Source organism: Desulfovibrio oxyclinae DSM 11498 (genome assembly GCF_000375485.1).
Classification (GTDB): Bacteria; Desulfobacterota; Desulfovibrionia; order Desulfovibrionales; family Desulfovibrionaceae; genus Pseudodesulfovibrio; species Pseudodesulfovibrio oxyclinae.
Genome location: NZ_AQXE01000018.1, coordinates 11,871 through 26,268, shown reverse-complemented (window position 1 = coordinate 26,268; position 14,398 = coordinate 11,871). Strand labels below are relative to the sequence as shown.

12 protein-coding genes and 1 riboswitch are annotated in these 14,398 nt (G+C 61.9%); of the genes, 11 read left to right on the top strand and 1 reads right to left on the bottom strand.

What is annotated here, in order from left to right; all coding sequences use genetic code 11:
- The first annotated feature begins 26 nt into the window (after positions 1-26).
- The 9 genes from B149_RS0115360 (at position 27) to B149_RS0115320 (ending at position 8,002) form a co-directional block, all read left to right on the top strand.
- The gene (locus tag B149_RS0115360) at positions 27-785 is read left to right on the top strand and encodes a class I SAM-dependent methyltransferase (protein WP_018126060.1); all 759 of its coding nucleotides are present in this window, start codon (positions 27-29) and stop codon (positions 783-785) included.
- Between the two features lie 61 nt (positions 786-846).
- Positions 847-1,407 (top strand): hypothetical protein, encoded by a 561-nt coding sequence (locus B149_RS18130; RefSeq protein ID WP_018126059.1) that lies wholly within the window; start codon positions 847-849, stop codon positions 1,405-1,407.
- 99 nt (positions 1,408-1,506) lie between these two features.
- Positions 1,507-2,385, top strand: a complete 879-nt coding sequence (locus tag B149_RS0115350; RefSeq protein ID WP_018126058.1) for a YitT family protein — start codon at positions 1,507-1,509, stop codon at positions 2,383-2,385.
- Between the two features lie 2 nt (positions 2,386-2,387).
- Entirely contained in the window at positions 2,388-3,164 is a 777-nt protein-coding gene (locus B149_RS0115345; RefSeq protein WP_018126057.1) for an SAM hydrolase/SAM-dependent halogenase family protein, read from the top strand.
- Positions 3,161-3,898, top strand: a complete 738-nt coding sequence (gene cobS / locus B149_RS0115340) for an adenosylcobinamide-GDP ribazoletransferase (RefSeq protein WP_018126056.1) — start codon at positions 3,161-3,163, stop codon at positions 3,896-3,898. The genes B149_RS0115345 and cobS overlap by 4 nt, the downstream gene beginning before the upstream one ends.
- A gap of 70 nt (positions 3,899-3,968) precedes the next feature.
- A riboswitch (TPP riboswitch) is annotated at positions 3,969-4,069 on the top strand.
- A gap of 120 nt (positions 4,070-4,189) precedes the next feature.
- The gene (locus B149_RS0115335) at positions 4,190-4,987 is read left to right on the top strand and encodes a sulfide-dependent adenosine diphosphate thiazole synthase (RefSeq protein WP_018126055.1); all 798 of its coding nucleotides are present in this window, start codon (positions 4,190-4,192) and stop codon (positions 4,985-4,987) included.
- Between the two features lies 1 nt (position 4,988).
- Positions 4,989-5,627 carry a thiamine phosphate synthase gene (gene thiE / locus B149_RS0115330; RefSeq protein WP_018126054.1) on the top strand — a complete coding sequence of 213 codons (639 nt, stop codon included), beginning with the start codon at positions 4,989-4,991 and terminating at the stop codon, positions 5,625-5,627.
- A 47-nt stretch (positions 5,628-5,674) separates the two neighbouring features.
- Positions 5,675-7,099 carry an SLC13 family permease gene (locus B149_RS0115325; RefSeq protein ID WP_018126053.1) on the top strand — a complete coding sequence of 475 codons (1,425 nt, stop codon included), beginning with the start codon at positions 5,675-5,677 and terminating at the stop codon, positions 7,097-7,099.
- Between the two features lie 9 nt (positions 7,100-7,108).
- Positions 7,109-8,002, top strand: coding sequence for a universal stress protein (locus B149_RS0115320; RefSeq protein ID WP_018126052.1), 894 nt, complete (start codon positions 7,109-7,111; stop codon positions 8,000-8,002).
- A gap of 80 nt (positions 8,003-8,082) precedes the next feature.
- Here the strand turns inward: B149_RS0115320 and B149_RS0115315 are convergent, their stop codons facing one another.
- A complete protein-coding gene (locus B149_RS0115315) occupies positions 8,083-9,255 on the bottom strand; it encodes a pyridoxal phosphate-dependent aminotransferase (protein ID WP_018126051.1) in 1,173 nt (390 codons plus the stop codon).
- A gap of 212 nt (positions 9,256-9,467) precedes the next feature.
- Here B149_RS0115315 and B149_RS18125 point away from each other — a divergent pair, with 212 nt between their 5' ends.
- Together B149_RS18125 and B149_RS0115305 are read left to right on the top strand one after the other, a co-directional pair.
- Entirely contained in the window at positions 9,468-13,580 is a 4,113-nt protein-coding gene (locus B149_RS18125; RefSeq protein WP_018126050.1) for a PAS domain S-box protein, read from the top strand.
- Positions 13,577-14,389, top strand: a complete 813-nt coding sequence (locus B149_RS0115305) for a glycosyltransferase family 2 protein (RefSeq protein ID WP_018126049.1) — start codon at positions 13,577-13,579, stop codon at positions 14,387-14,389. Before B149_RS18125 ends, B149_RS0115305 begins: the two co-directional genes overlap by 4 nt.
- The last annotated feature ends 9 nt before the right edge of the window (positions 14,390-14,398 follow it).

Genomic DNA, 14,398 nt, shown 5'->3' with positions numbered 1-14,398 from the left:
GGTTCATACATTGCCACGGAGGCCCGATGCGCTGGAACGCACAACAATATGAAAGCTGGTTCGACTCGCCAGAAGGGCATGTCGCCCTGAGCCGCGAGAACATGCTGCTCGAAGCCATGACCGCCGCCTGGCAGCGGCGTGGCAGACGCATCCTCGAAGTGGGCTGCGGAACCGGCATCTTTCTCGAATCGCTCTGGCGCATGGGCTTTGACGTCACCGGACTGGACAAGAGCGATTCCATGCTCTCCGGCGCACGCCGCAGGCTGGGCAACAACGCGAGCCTGTATGTTGGCGACGGCACGCACATGCCCTTTGATGATGACGACTTCGACTATGTCGTGCTCTGGAGCGTGCTGGAGTTCTGCCCCCGGCCCCAGGAGATGCTCGAAGAGGCCGCGCGCGTTGCGGAACGAGGGCTGCTCATAGGTTTTCTCAACCGCTTCTCGCTGTATCATCTGCTCAATGTACGCCGCAGCAGCGGCACCATGAGCCGCGCGGACATGCTCACCGGCTTCCGAGTCGGATCAATGGTCCGCGCCACGGGCAACCGACCTACCTTTTCCCGCTCCGTTCTGCCCGGCCCGTTGAACACTTGGAAGGAGTGCGCCCCGTGGGCCGCGCTCAACAACAGACTGTACCCGGGCTGGCTCGGAGCCTTTTCCGCCATGCGCGTGGATATCGGCCCGCACAAACCCATGACCCCCCTGCTGCTCTGGAAGTCCGACCCCAACAAACGGTTCAAGGAAGCCAGTTGCGGAAGCAGTGCGGTCCGCTGGGGTTCGTAATATTCTCATGGTCCTCTTTGCCCGTTCGTGCGTATATGAAAGCAAAAACGGGAGAATGACTATGAAACGACTGGCACTCGGGCTCATGCTGCTGTCCCTTTTCCTTGCGCCTCAAGCCATGGCGCAGGACACCCCCCTCTCGACCGTGGATTCCATTCTGGAACGCGTTGACCGCACTGCCGAGCAGGTGGAGCGGGCGCGGCGCGCCCTTGAGGAAGCCCGCCGCATCGGCAACGGGGACATCATCGAGGAGCGGCGGCGGGAATATCAGCGCTCCCGCGAACAATACCGCGACGCGCAGCAGTCGCTGGATGAAGCCAAGGTCGATGCGCTGGCTCGCGAATCCGGACACTCAAGGGCCGAGATCCGAAGCATGCGAAACTCCGGCATGGGCTGGGGCCGCATAGCCCGTGAAGTGGGCGCCCACCCCTCCGTGCTCGGCAAGGGCCAGGGGAGTGCCGGCAAAGGCAAGGGACACCCCGGCAAAGGCGCAAAGATGAAGCATGGCAAGGATTATGACCGCGACGACCGTAGCTACGAAGACTACGATGATGACCGCGGCTCAAAAGGCAAAGGCAAGTCCAAAGCCCGCGGAGGCAAGGGCAAAGGCAAGCAAAAGTAGTACTTCCCGGCCCGCTTCTACGGAAGCGGGTCGTTTTCGTTCCGGGCTTCCAAACCGCACGCAAACCGGATAAAGCTGTGCGCGGAGGTTGCAACACACATGATTTCACCCGCTCTCGAAGAACGTTTCCGCCGCCTGACCTTCGGCGTTCCGTGGAACATCGCCCTTATCACCGTCGGCTCATGGCTGGTCGCCTTTGCAGTCAAGGCCATCGCCATCCCTCACGGCCTGCTCACCGGCGGCATGTCCGGTCTGGCATTGCTTTTCTATTACGCCTTCGGCGGGCTCACCACAGGGCAGTGGTACTTTCTGCTCAACGTGCCGGTCTTCGTGCTCGGTTGGGTCTTCGTCAGCAGACGGTTCTTTTTCTACAGCCTTTACGGAATGTTCGTCTCCGCCATCTTCATCGACCTCATCGACTACACCCTGCCCATCGAGGACGTCTGGCTGGCGGTGATTACCTGCGGCGGGCTGCTCGGTGCCGGGGTGGGCATGAGTCTGCGCTCGCTGGGCTCCACCGGCGGGTCGGACATTCTTGCGGTCATCGGCAAGCAGCGGTTCAACGTGTCCATGGGCGCGTTCGAGTTCTGGTTCAACTTCCTCCAGTTTCTGGCAGGGTTCTTTTTCCTGCAACTGTCCGTGGTGCTCTACTCAATCGCCATGGCCTTCGTCATCGCCGTGGCCATCGAGTACGTCATGGGCATGTTCGGCGAACGCAAGATGGTCATGATCATCTCGGAAAAACCGCAGGAGATCATGCAGGCCATTTTCAAGAAACTGGACCGGGGAGCCACCGTTCTGGAAGGACGCGGCGGCTGGACCGGCGACAGCAAGGACGTGGTCATGACCATGGTCACCAACGTTCAGGTCAAACGGCTTGAGGAGATCGTCTACTCGCTTGACCCGGAGGCCTTCACCATCACCGGCTCGGGCTTCCACGTGGTGGGCAGCGGCTTCTCGGCAAGGAAGCTGTACTAACCATGCATTCCCTCATCGCACTGCTTACGGACTTCGGCCTCGACGACCCGTACGTGGGTCAGATGAAGGCCGTACTGGCCCGGGAGTGTCCCGACAGCACGGTGACTGACCTCACCCACGGGGTCGAACCGTTCAACATCGCTCAGGGGGCCTTCTTTCTGGCGGCCTCGGCCCCGCACTTTCCGGAAGGAGCGGTGCTGCTGGCGGTCGTGGATCCCGGTGTGGGTTCGGGACGTCCCATCCTTGTAGCCCGTCAGGACGGGCGGACCATCGTGGCCCCTGACAACGGACTGGCCGCCCTCGCGCTGATTCCTGAACATGCCGAACTTCATCACGTGAACCAGTTGCCGGAAAAGGCTTCCGCCACCTTCCACGGCCGCGACATCTTTGCGCCGATTGCCGCACGCATCGCACGGGGCGAAGCCCTCAGCGGCTTCTGCCACCCCGTTTCCGCCGAGGAGACCGTGCGCCCGCTCTGGACCGAGCCGCTCATGGGCCGGGGCAAGTGCTCCGCACGCGTGCTGCACGTGGACCGGTTCGGCAACTGCGTGCTCAACCTACGCGCCGGCGCTCTCGGGCCGCTGCACAACCTTCAGATCAGCACCCCGCTGGGTCGGGAGCTCCCGGCGGTGGACACCTACTCCGACCTGCCCGAAGGCGCGCCCGGCCTGCTGGAAGGCTCGCAGGGCTTCTTCGAGATAGCGGTCAATCTCGGCTCGGCCGCCCGGCAGCTCGGCCTTTCCATGGGTGATGCCGTAACCCTGAGGTGGGACGCATGAAGGCACTGAACGAATTTCTGCTGACCCTCGGGTTCCTGACCCGGCTGGCCCCGGCACGCGCCGCCACGGACGAGGAGATGCGCCGCACCATGCCGTGGACGCCGCTCACCGGCCTCCTGCTCGGCGCGGTCATCACCCTCCCCTTTGCGCTCGGGCTCTTCCGGGACGAACCGTGGGTTCAGGCGTGGCTCGTGGTTCTGGCCTCGCTCTGGCTGACACGCGGCCTGCACTACGACGGGATCGCCGACGTGTGCGACGCCTTTACCGCGCACTTCGATCCGCAACGGTTCTGGACGGTCATCAAGGACAGCCGGTGCGGCGCGTTCGGCGTCATCGCACTTGTCATGACCCTTGCCGGACAGCTCGTGCTCTTCGCGGCCCTGTTCGCCAAAGGAAACCCCGCGGCCGCACTCTGGCCCTTCATGACCGGACGACTCAATTGCGTGGCCTTCGGCGTGGTCGGCAAACGCTTTGCCCGGCCCGGGCTCGGCTCCCTGTTCTACTCCGGGGCCACCTTGAAGACGCTTGCGGTCAACGCGGCCATGACCCTCGCCATCGGCGCACTGCTGCTCCCGCCGCAGGCCCTTGCAATCACTGCCGCTCTCCTGATCATCACGCTCATCCCCCTGCACAAGCTGGCAAAAGAGGTGAACGGCAGCAACGGCGACTTCCTCGGCGCGAGCATCGTGCTGGGAGAGTTGTGCGGCCTGCTCGGGATTGTTGCGGTTCTCTGAAGTCCCTTGAACTTGATTGCCTGATCAACTCCCCCCTTGCGAACTCCGACCCTTTGCGGTAGACATTGTCTCGATCCGATAGGGGTGTCCCGGCACGTGCCGGGACTGAGATCATACCCTTGGAACCTGATTCAGTTTGCACTGACGTAGGGAAATCGGAAGCCCTGTCCCGAGCCGTCCGGCATGGGACATCTTCTCAAGACACTCCTGACGTTCGTGCCTCCTTGCCAAAAGGGGGTCGGCGCCTTTCGGATCGCGCCGACCGCAACAAACCGCAAGCGGAGGAAACGCATGTCCCTCAACGAAAAAGTCATCTCTGACGCCATCATCACCGAGTACTACAACAAGTTCCGCGATTCGCTGGAGCTTGACGTCGCCATCGTCGGCGGCGGCCCCTCCGGCATGACCGCCGGTATGAACCTCGCCAAAAAAGGCCACAAGGTCGCCATGTTCGAGCGCAAGCTCTCGCTGGGCGGCGGCATGTGGGGCGGCGGCATGACCTGGAACATCATCGTGGTTCAGGACGAGTCCAAACACGTGCTGGAAGACATCGGCGTTCCCATGAAGCACTGGGACGACGAGTACTGGACCTGCGACGCCGTCACCGCCACCACCACGCTGGCTTCAGCCGCCACCATCGCCGGGATGCGCGTGTTCAACTGCATGAGCGTTGAAGACGTCTGCATCCGCGAAGAAGACGGCCAGAAGCGCGTCAACGGACTGGTCATCAACTCCTCTCCCGTGGAGATCGCCGGACTGCACGTGGATCCGCTGGTCATTCACTGCAAGCACGTCATCGAAGCCACCGGCCACGACACCGAAGTGCTCAAGACCCTGTGCCGCAAGAACGACATCTCCCTGAACACCCCCTCCGGCTCCATTGAGGGCGAGCAGTCCATGTGGGCCGACGTGGCCGAGACCAACACCGTCAACCACACCCGCGAGGTCTTCCCCGGCGTGTGGGTCGCGGGCATGGCCGCCAACGCCACCTTCGGTTCCTATCGCATGGGCCCGGTCTTCGGAGGCATGCTGCTCTCCGGCGAGAAGGTCGCCGAGGACATCCATCAGCGTCTGATTGCGGAGGACTAGCATGAAGCGGGGTTTCGACCTCACCTGCTATCTCATCGCGGGCCGCTCCTCCTGTGGGGAGCGGCCCCTTGAAGAGGTGGTAAGGCTGGCCGTTGAAGGCGGCGTTACCATGGTCCAGCTGCGGGAAAAGGACGTTTCCACCCGCGAGTATCTGGAAACCGCCGGCTCCCTGAAGCGCATCCTTGCGCCCGCAGGGGTGCCGCTGATCATCAACGACCGCATCGACGTGGCACTGGCCGTCGGCGCCGAGGGCGTGCACGTTGGGCAGTCCGACATGCCGGTGGATATCGCGCGCCGCCTCATGGGCCCCGACGCCATCATCGGCTTGAGTATGGACACTGACGCGCAGGTGCTTGAGGCGGAAACGCTGGACGTGGATTATCTGGGCCTCGGGCCGGTGTTTCCCACCAACACCAAGGCCGACCACTCGGAGCCGCTCGGATTCGAGGGCTTTGCACGGCGAAGGGGCATGACCAGACACCCTTCCGTAGCCATCGGCTCGGTCACGGCCCGGTGCGCCGGACACCTGCGCTCACTCGGAGCTGACGGGCTGGCCGTGGTTTCCGCCATCTGCCGCGCAGAAGACCCGGCCGAGGCGGCCAGAGAGTTGCGTCGCGCCTTTGCCGAGGAAAAGGAATAACGTCCTCTCCCTTGGCATAAACGCGCCGGAGCGTGTATAGACCCGGTATGATCCACTGGGCCTACGACAAGCGCTGGCTGCTCATAACCCTCGCCGCCGTCGGCATACTGCTGCTTCTGCCTGTTCCGCCGGGCCTCACGTCCGCGGGCTGGAAGGTGCTGGTCATGACGCTTGCGGCCACCACCCTGTTCATCAAGGAACCGGTGCCGCTGCCTTCGGTGGCCCTTCTCATCGTGCTGGGGCAGATATTCCTGCTCGGTCTCGATTCGTCCGACGTGGCCCGCAGTCTGATGAAGGATGCCGTGCTGTTCATCATGGGCTCGCTCATGCTGGCGGTGGCCATGGTCAAGCAGCAGTTGGACAAACGGCTCGCGCTGGTCATCGTCAAGGCCACCGGCACCAACACCTACCGCATTGCGCTGGGCATCTCCGTGGTCTCGGGCCTGCTGGCCTCGTTCATAGGCGAGCACACCGTTGCCGCCATGATGCTCCCCGTGGCCCTGACGCTCATCCAGCTTGCGGAGGAGGACGAGGAACGCCGACGCCGGCTGGCCCTGCTCTTTCTGTTCTCCATATCCTATGCATGCTGCATGGCGGGTATCGGCACCCCCTCGGGCGGAGCGCGAAACGCCATCATGATCGAATACTGGGGCGACTTCTTCCACAAGCCTTCGGACCCGGCCACAGCCATCTACGACGTGGGGTACGGGCAGTGGATGCTCTTTGCCTACCCCGTCTTTCTCGCACAACTGCCCTTCATGCACTGGATTCTGCGCAAGACCTTCCCGGCCCCTTCCGAAGACCTCTCGCACGCCGTGCGCAGGCTGCGGGAACAGGTCGGAAAACAGGGCTCGCTTCAGGGCAGGCACTACGCCACGATCCTCATTTTCCTGCTTACGGTGACCGCATGGATACTCTTTTCCACCGAGGTGGGCATGGGCACCATCGCCATTGCCGGGGCCGCGAGCTTCCTGCTTGCCGGGCTGGTGCGCTGGGAGGACCTGAATTCCGGCGTGAACTGGGGTGTGGTGCTGCTTTACGGGGCGGCCATATCCCTCGGTCAGCAGATGCAGGAGACCGGTGCCGCCGCGTGGGTGGCCGCGGGGTTTCTGGACATGCTCGTGCCGCTGGGCCTCGGTTCCGGCATCGGCCTGCTGGCCTGCATCATGCTCCTGACCACGGCCATGACCAACACCATGTCCAACGGCGCGGCCGTGGCAGTGCTCGGCCCCATCGTCTTGAGCATCGCCGTCGAAGCGGGAGCCAACCCGCTGGCCGCCGGGTTCATAACGGCCATGGCCTCATCGTTTGCCTATCTTACCGTCATCGGCACTCCGGCGAGCTCCATCGTGCGCTCCTCGGGGTATCTGGCCAGCGCCGACTTCCTGAAAGCGGGATGGCGGCTGGCGCTCATGTCCTTCATCATCCTGATCATCTTCGCAAAATTCTACTGGCCGTTTCTCGGAGGCTGAGGAGACATCATGCATAAAGACACCATGAACATTCTCGTGAGTATCGGCGGGGGACCGGAAGCATACGAGGCGCTGGCTTTCGCCGCCCTGCTCAGCCGCAGGCAGTGCACGGACACCTCCCTGCTCACGGTGCGCGAACCGGACAGCGGCCTGCACTCCGGCGGGCTGGAGCTTCGCGTGGCCCGCGAACAGATGCTCGGCTGGGGGCTGGAGCTGCCCGGGCTCAAACGGCTCAAGAAAGCTCGCGACATTTTTGCCGAACTCGGGGAGATTCCCGGACAGGAAAGCGTTCAGCTGGAGCATCGGGCCATCTCCGGCGACCCTGCCGGCGAATACGTGGTTTCGTACAACACTCCCTGCGGCGGCACCGTGGCCCTGCACCTGCGAAGCGGCACGGACATCCCCGGCGTCATCGCCGAGCAGTGCGACATAGAGGACGTGGACATTGCCATCGTGGGCGCCCCCGGCGAGAATCCCACCGGGTTCAAGAAACTCGTCTCCGCCACGCCCATGGCCTACCGCATCGCCCAGCGGCTGCCGTGCCCCATCATCATTGCCCGCCGCCTCAAGACCGAAGGGGCCATCCTCGCGGTGCTGGACGGTTCCGGCCTCGCCGCAGGATGTCTGCCGCGGCTGGCCAAAATCGCCCGAGCCTGCGGCATCCCCCTTTCCGTTGCAAGCACGGCGGGCATGGAGGTGATCGAAAAGGCGCGGCGAGCCCTGCCGCTGGACAGCCCCCCCATTGATGAAACCTTCGAGGTGGAAAACTCCGCTGAGGCCGTGCTTGCAGCCGCCGAGGACTACACCCTCGTGGCCCTGCCCGCCCCGGTGGGTAAGCTGCGCGGCAGCATGGTGGAAAAGGTCATGGAAAACGCACCCATATCCGTGATGATCATACGATAATCGCGGCGATCGCGACGCGCGTAAAAAACGGGCCGCCCCCAAGGGAGCGGCCCGTTTCATTCTTGGATAGGCAAACCGGGCTATTTTCCGGTCAGCACTTTGCCGACGCGGGTTAGTGCGTCGCGCAGGGTATCGTCATCCACTGCATAGGAAAAACGGATGCAGCGGTCATCACCGAAGGCCGAACCGGGCACCAGGGCCACCCCGGCCTCTTCGAGAATCTTGTTGCACATGGCTGCGGAGTCCGGCGCGTCCTCGGTATAGAAAGCGTCCAGTACGGGGAAAAGATAGAAAGCCCCGTCCGGCTTGGGACAGGGCGCGCCCCACGAGGTGATGATTTCGTGGGCGATGTCGCGGCGGCGCACGAAGGCCTCCTTCATCTGCTCCACGATGTCCCATTCCCCGGCCAGCGCCACAACACCAGCCTTCTGGGAGAAGGAGGAGACGTTGGAGGTGGACTGACCCTGAATCTTGCTCATGGCCTTGACCAGTTCCTCGGCTGCAAGGGCCCAGCCCAGACGCCAGCCGGTCATGCAGAAGCTCTTGGAAAGTGCGCCCACCAGCGCGCAGCTCTCGGGGTGCTTCTGCCAGAAGCGGGCGAGGGTGGCCGGTTCCACCGGGGCGTAGACCAGCCGGTCATAAACCTCGTCGGAGATGATGAACACGCCGTTGTCCAGCGCCCACTGCGCGATCCCGTCCAGCTGGTCCTGCGTGTAGCAGCAACCGGTGGGGTTGGAGGGGGAGTTGAGGACCAGCACGCGGGTCCGCTCGGTCCGTGCGGCTTCCAATCCTTCGACGCTCACCAGAAAATCGTTTTCCGCTTCGGTGGGCACGGTGACGCAGCGGCCTTCCGCAAGCTCAATCATGGCGGGATAGCTCACCCAGTATGGCGCGGGCACCAGCACCTCGTCGCCGGGATTCACCAGCGCCATGAGCAGGTTGTAGAGCACCTGCTTGCCGCCGTTGGAGATTATCGCATTCTCCTGTACGGCTGTGATACCGTAGAAGCGGCCGTAGTAATCGGCAACGGCCTCGCGCAGTTCCGGAATTCCCGGCACCGGAGTGTACCGGGTGAACCCTTCGTCAAGGGCGGCCTTGGCGGCTTCGACCACATGCGCCGGGGTGCCGAAATCCGGCTGCCCCACAGCGAGGGAGACGATCTCCCGCCCCTGCGCACGAAGTTCCTGAGCTTTGGTGTTCACGGCCAGAGTGGCCGAGGGCTTCAGTCTGGACAGTCTTTCGGAAATACGCATCGCTTCTCTCGAAAAGTTGGTAATTCATCCCTGTGCAATCACTCGCCTCCAAGTCCTTGTATGGAAAAAAGAAGCGGTCGTAAATCCGCTTCATGCAGGTTTCTCGCGACCGGGATGGTGGCGGTGACAATCTTCGACGCGTTAGAAATGTGTCCCACGATATAGCTTACAGCAGNCATATGCGCTAATGCTGAATTAAATTCTGGATTACCATGGATAACGCGATCACCATTCTCATCATAGATGACGATCTGAGATTCCGGATGCTGCTTGCCGCCCGGCTGCAGGCGCTCGGCTACGCCACGGAAGAGGTCGAGACCGGCGAACAGGGCGTGGAGCGGTTCGACGCGGCAAAGCATTCGCTGGCGCTGGTGGACCTGCGCCTGCCGGGTATTTCCGGGCTGGATGTCGTGGAGGAGCTCGCCGCCAGCGCTCCCGAAGTGCCGTTCATCATGCTCAGCGGCGAAACCGGGGCCGAGGAGGCCGTTCGCACCATCCGCGCCGGGGCGTGGGATTACGTCATCAAAGGCCCGAATTTCACCAAAGAGCTGGAAAGCGTCATCGCCAAGGCGGTGGCCCGCACGCGCTACCTCACGGAACGAAACCGTGAAATGCAAAAGCTCCGTGAGGCTGAAACCGAATACAATCAGCGACTTTCACAGGCCAATGAACGACTGCAACAGGAGATCAACGAACGCATAGGGGCAGAGCAGGCCCTCTCCAACCAGCTCAGCTTTCTCCAGACAGTCATGGACGCCCTGCCCAACCCGACTTTCATCAAGGATGCCGAAGGCAGATACGTCGGCTGCAACGAAGCGTTCCTCGACCTGTTCGGCGCCACGAAACAGGATGTGATCGGTTCGGGTGCAAACGACATTTTCGGGGAGAAAGGGCACGAACTCAGCGAAAAGGACGCTGAACTGCTCAGGGACAGGGGGGTTCAGCAGTACGAGACCGACCTGCCGACCGCCATGGGCCAGAAACTTCGAATGCTCATCCGCAAGGCGGTTTATTTCGACGCCAAGGGCCAAGTGGCCGGAATGGTGGGCACTGGAACCGACATTTCCGAAATCCGCCGTATGGAGAAAAAGCTCCGACGCAGTGAGGAACGGTTCCGGGAGCTCATGGAGCACTCCCCCCTGCCTGCGGTGCTGGTGGACCTGAATAGCAGACGACTGCTTTTCGCCAACCGCATGGCCCTCGAAGCCTTCGAGATGCCGGAGAAAGCCCCTTGGGAAATGACCACGGAAGGTTTCTACGTGGACCTTTCCGAGCGGGAAAGGCTCATGGAACGGCTCAAACGTGACGGGTCCTTCAGGGCAGAGGCGATTCAGCTTCGCAGCTATTCTGGCAGACATTTCTGGGCCCTGTCCACGGCAAACCTCATTGACGTGGACGGCAGCGATGCCGCCTTCATCTCCTTTGCCGACATCACCGACCGCATCGAAATGGAGCAGCGGCTGCGATATTTCGAGGCCATCACCAACGCTTCGCCCGATTTCATCATGATGCTCGACCGGGAGCTGACCGTGGTGGCAGCCAACAAGGCCCTGCGCGACGCCTCGCCCGTTTCCGGCGACGTTCACGGAATGCATGTCCAGAACCTCTGGACGTCGGCAGCGTTCCGGACAATGGTCCACCCCCACCTTGCGCGATGCTTTGAGGGCCGCCCGGCCACCGCCCGCAACTGGCTCCCGTTGCTTCCCGAGCGGGCGGGCTGCTACGAGTTCGAATTTCTGCCCTTCGACGACGGCGAAAAGACCACCCACGCGGTGGTGGCCATCCGTGACGTCACGGAAGAAGAGCGGGCCCGCATCAAGGAATCCCGGAGCCGCGAACGCTTCCGGGCCTTGTTCGACAGTTCGCCGGACCCGATCCTCCTGTTCGAGAAGGATCATACCATATCCGCCATGAACAGTGCCGCCTGCCGGACATTCGATCTGAGCCCCGAAGAGGACGCCGGCAAATCCGCCTCGGTACTCCACCCCTCGGGCAACAGCCACCGCACCCTCTTGAACAGCATGGAACCGCAGCTGATCCGGACCGGGAGCTGGAACGGGGAATGGACCCTCGCCCGGCGGGACGGCTCCTCGATTGACTGCGAGCTGTCCTTCTCAACCATCGCCGATGCCGAGGAGGGCACCGAATACGGGTACATGGCCATCATTCGCGACATCGGCAAACGCAAGCAGAGCGAACGCCGCCTGCGTGACGCCCTGCACGAGACCCAGACTTTGTATCAGAACTCGCTCATCGGCATCGGCATGACCCGCAACGGCAGGATCACCCGCATCAACGCAAAGGGAGCCCAGACATTCGGCTACATCGCCGACGCCCTCAAGGGACGAAGCCCGGCGGTCTTCCTGCCCGAGACGGAGTCCTACGAACAGCTCAGAGGCGAAGTGTTTGAATCGCTGCGTGAAAACGGCCGCTACCAATCGGAAAAACAGCTTGCCCGCTCTGACGGAACCTTTTTCTGGTGCAGTCTTCAGGCCAAGGCGCTCGACCCGGAAGAACCGGAAAAGAGCGTCATCTGGACCTTCATGGACGTTTCCCGCAGGCGTTACAACGAAACCGTGGCCGCCCTGCTCTACCGCATCTCCAACGCGGTAAGCGACTCCGGTGATCTCGAAGCTCTGTACGGCAGAATCCATGGCGCCCTGAACGAGTACATGGACGCCAACAACATGTTCATCGCCCTGACAGAACAGGACGGCAAGACCTTCCGTTTTGTATATTTCGAAGATGAGCACGACGACTTCCTCGGAACGATCCATCCCATAAAGGATGCCTCGATCAGAAGCTTCACTGGGCAGGTCATCGAACGGGGCAACCCGCTGCTGGTCACCAGCGAACCGCTGCCTCGCACGCTCTTCGAGCAGGATCTGGGCAGGCACGACCGGACGGAGATAGTCAGCCGCGAGGAATTCATGACCAGGTACGGGTCCAGCGAACAGGACCATCATGGCCACCCTTCCGCAGTGTGGCTGGGAGTTCCGCTCAAGATCGAAGGTCAGGTCATAGGTGTCGTGGCCGTGCAACACTACTCCAACCCTCAGCACTACTCCGCCCGCGATGCATCGCTGTTGCAGGCGGTTTCGGAGCAGACCGCGCTTGCCATCACCCGCAAACGTCACGAACACGACCTTCTGGCAGCCAAGGAGGAAGCCGAGGCCGCCAACTACAGCAAAAGCGAATTCCTCGCCAACATGAGCCACGAAATTCGCACCCCTCTCAACGGTGTGCTCGGAATGCTGCAACTGCTGCAGATTACCGAGATGGACGAAGAGCAGATCGATTACGTGAACACCGCCCTTTCCTCCGGGCGCAACCTGCTGTCCATCATCAACGACATTCTCGACTTCACCAAGATCGAAGCGGGCAGGCTTGAAGTACTTCAGGAAGAGTTCAATATTACCTCCTTCATGACTCAGGCGGTGCAGCCCTTCCTTGACGAAGCGAAGCACAGAGGCATCGAGATGCTCCTGCAAGTGGATGACGACGTGCCCGAACAGGTCATCGGGGGCAAGGCCCGCTTGCGGCAGGTACTCTTCAATCTGGTGGGCAACGCCATAAAGTTCACCGACTCTGGCAGCGTCAGCATTTCCGTCAGCAAACTGCGCGAACGCGAAACCTCGATCCGCCTGTTGTTTGTCATTGCCGACACAGGCATAGGTATTCCTTCGGAAAAGCTGGATATGATCTTTGAACCCTTTACGCAGGTGGACGGCTCATACGTCAGACGACATCAGGGCACGGGGCTAGGACTCGGCATCGTCAAGCGTCTCGTGACCCTACTGGGCGCCTCGCTCGCCGTGGACAGCACCGAGGAAGAGGGTACTTCCGTGTATCTGGCCATGGATTTTCATGCCAAGGCACATGTCCCCGTCTGCAAGCCAAACAATCAGGACCTGCCGGAAGTGGTTTCCGGGCTGTGTCTGCTGGTAGTGGAGGACAACCGGGTCAACCGCACCATGACCGCGAGGATGCTGACCAAGCTGGGCCACAAGGCGGATACCGCATCAGACGGAGTGCAGGCCCTCAAAATGCTGAAGGAAAACGACTACCACATGGTCTTCATGGACGTGCAGATGCCCAACATGGACGGGGTGGAGACCACCAGACGCATCCGCAGGGCGCACCCTGACAGCGGCATCGACCCCATGATCCCCATCGTGGCCATGACCGCCCACGCCATGCAGGGCGACCGTGAAACCTTCCTTGATGCGGGCATGAACGAATATCTGCCCAAGCCCGTGGAACTGGACCGCATCGCCGCTTTGCTGATAGAATTCTTCCCGGACTGCCACCGGGAGGAGCCATGAAAGAACCCAGACTGAGCATCGTCATCCCCAATTACAACTATGGCCGTCATTTCGAACGGCTGGCTCGCAGCCTGTACAGCCAGACGCTGGGCATGGACATCGTCGAGATAATCCTCGTGGACGACGGCAGCACCGACGACTCACTGCGTCAGGCCGCGCATTTCGAGGAGTTGCGGCCACTACGCTTCGAAGTGCTCTCTGGCATTCACGACGGCCGCCCCGGCAACGTCCGCAACCGGGGGCTTGCAGAAGCGCGCGGAAGATTTCTGCTCTGCATGGACCCTGACGACCTGCTCGCACCGGGCTATCTGGCCGCCTGCCTTGCGGAGTTGGATGACTCCGACGCCGGGCTGGCCTACACGGACTTCGTGATGGTGGAAGAAAACACCCCGCGCGAGGTGGCCCTGCCGGACTACGACCCGCAACTGCTCGCCTCTCAGAACATCCTCCCCCCGACCGCCGTCATGCGCCGCAGCGCATGGGAGCGGACGGAAAGCTATCGCGCGGGAACCGACTACGAGGACTGGGATCTCTGGATTCAGTTCGCTCTTGCCGGATTCCCCTTCATCCATATCGCCACTCCCCTTTACGTACACATGGTGCACGGCGGGAACTTCTCCTTTCAGGCTCGGAAAAACGACGCCCGGGCCAAGGCGCTGATCGTTCTCGAAAACGAAAAGTTCTTCTCCGCCGCCACCCGCCACTGGGCCAGAAGTGTATTAGGAGGCGAATCATGGGCCATCCCCTTCCCCAGAGGAATCATTCCGGGAAAACAGCATGTGGAAAAGTTGTTGGAAAAAACAGGATAATCGACAGCC

Excerpts from the sequence above, each read along its gene's own strand:
- B149_RS0115335 (WP_018126055.1), top strand. The coding sequence starts at position 4,190 with ATGTCCCTCAACGAAAAAGTCATCTCTGACGCCATCATCACCGAGTAC.
- B149_RS0115350 (WP_018126058.1), top strand. The coding sequence starts at position 1,507 with ATGATTTCACCCGCTCTCGAAGAACGTTTCCGCCGCCTGACCTTCGGC.
- B149_RS18130 (WP_018126059.1), top strand. The coding sequence starts at position 847 with ATGAAACGACTGGCACTCGGGCTCATGCTGCTGTCCCTTTTCCTTGCG.
- B149_RS18125 (WP_018126050.1), top strand. The coding sequence starts at position 9,468 with ATGGATAACGCGATCACCATTCTCATCATAGATGACGATCTGAGATTC.
- cobS (WP_018126056.1), top strand. The coding sequence starts at position 3,161 with ATGAAGGCACTGAACGAATTTCTGCTGACCCTCGGGTTCCTGACCCGG.
- thiE (WP_018126054.1), top strand. The coding sequence starts at position 4,989 with ATGAAGCGGGGTTTCGACCTCACCTGCTATCTCATCGCGGGCCGCTCC.
- B149_RS0115320 (WP_018126052.1), top strand. The coding sequence starts at position 7,109 with ATGCATAAAGACACCATGAACATTCTCGTGAGTATCGGCGGGGGACCG.
- B149_RS0115325 (WP_018126053.1), top strand. The coding sequence starts at position 5,675 with ATGATCCACTGGGCCTACGACAAGCGCTGGCTGCTCATAACCCTCGCC.
- B149_RS0115315 (WP_018126051.1), bottom strand. The coding sequence starts at position 9,255 with ATGCGTATTTCCGAAAGACTGTCCAGACTGAAGCCCTCGGCCACTCTG.
- B149_RS0115345 (WP_018126057.1), top strand. The coding sequence starts at position 2,388 with ATGCATTCCCTCATCGCACTGCTTACGGACTTCGGCCTCGACGACCCG.
- B149_RS0115360 (WP_018126060.1), top strand. The coding sequence starts at position 27 with ATGCGCTGGAACGCACAACAATATGAAAGCTGGTTCGACTCGCCAGAA.
- B149_RS0115305 (WP_018126049.1), top strand. The coding sequence starts at position 13,577 with ATGAAAGAACCCAGACTGAGCATCGTCATCCCCAATTACAACTATGGC.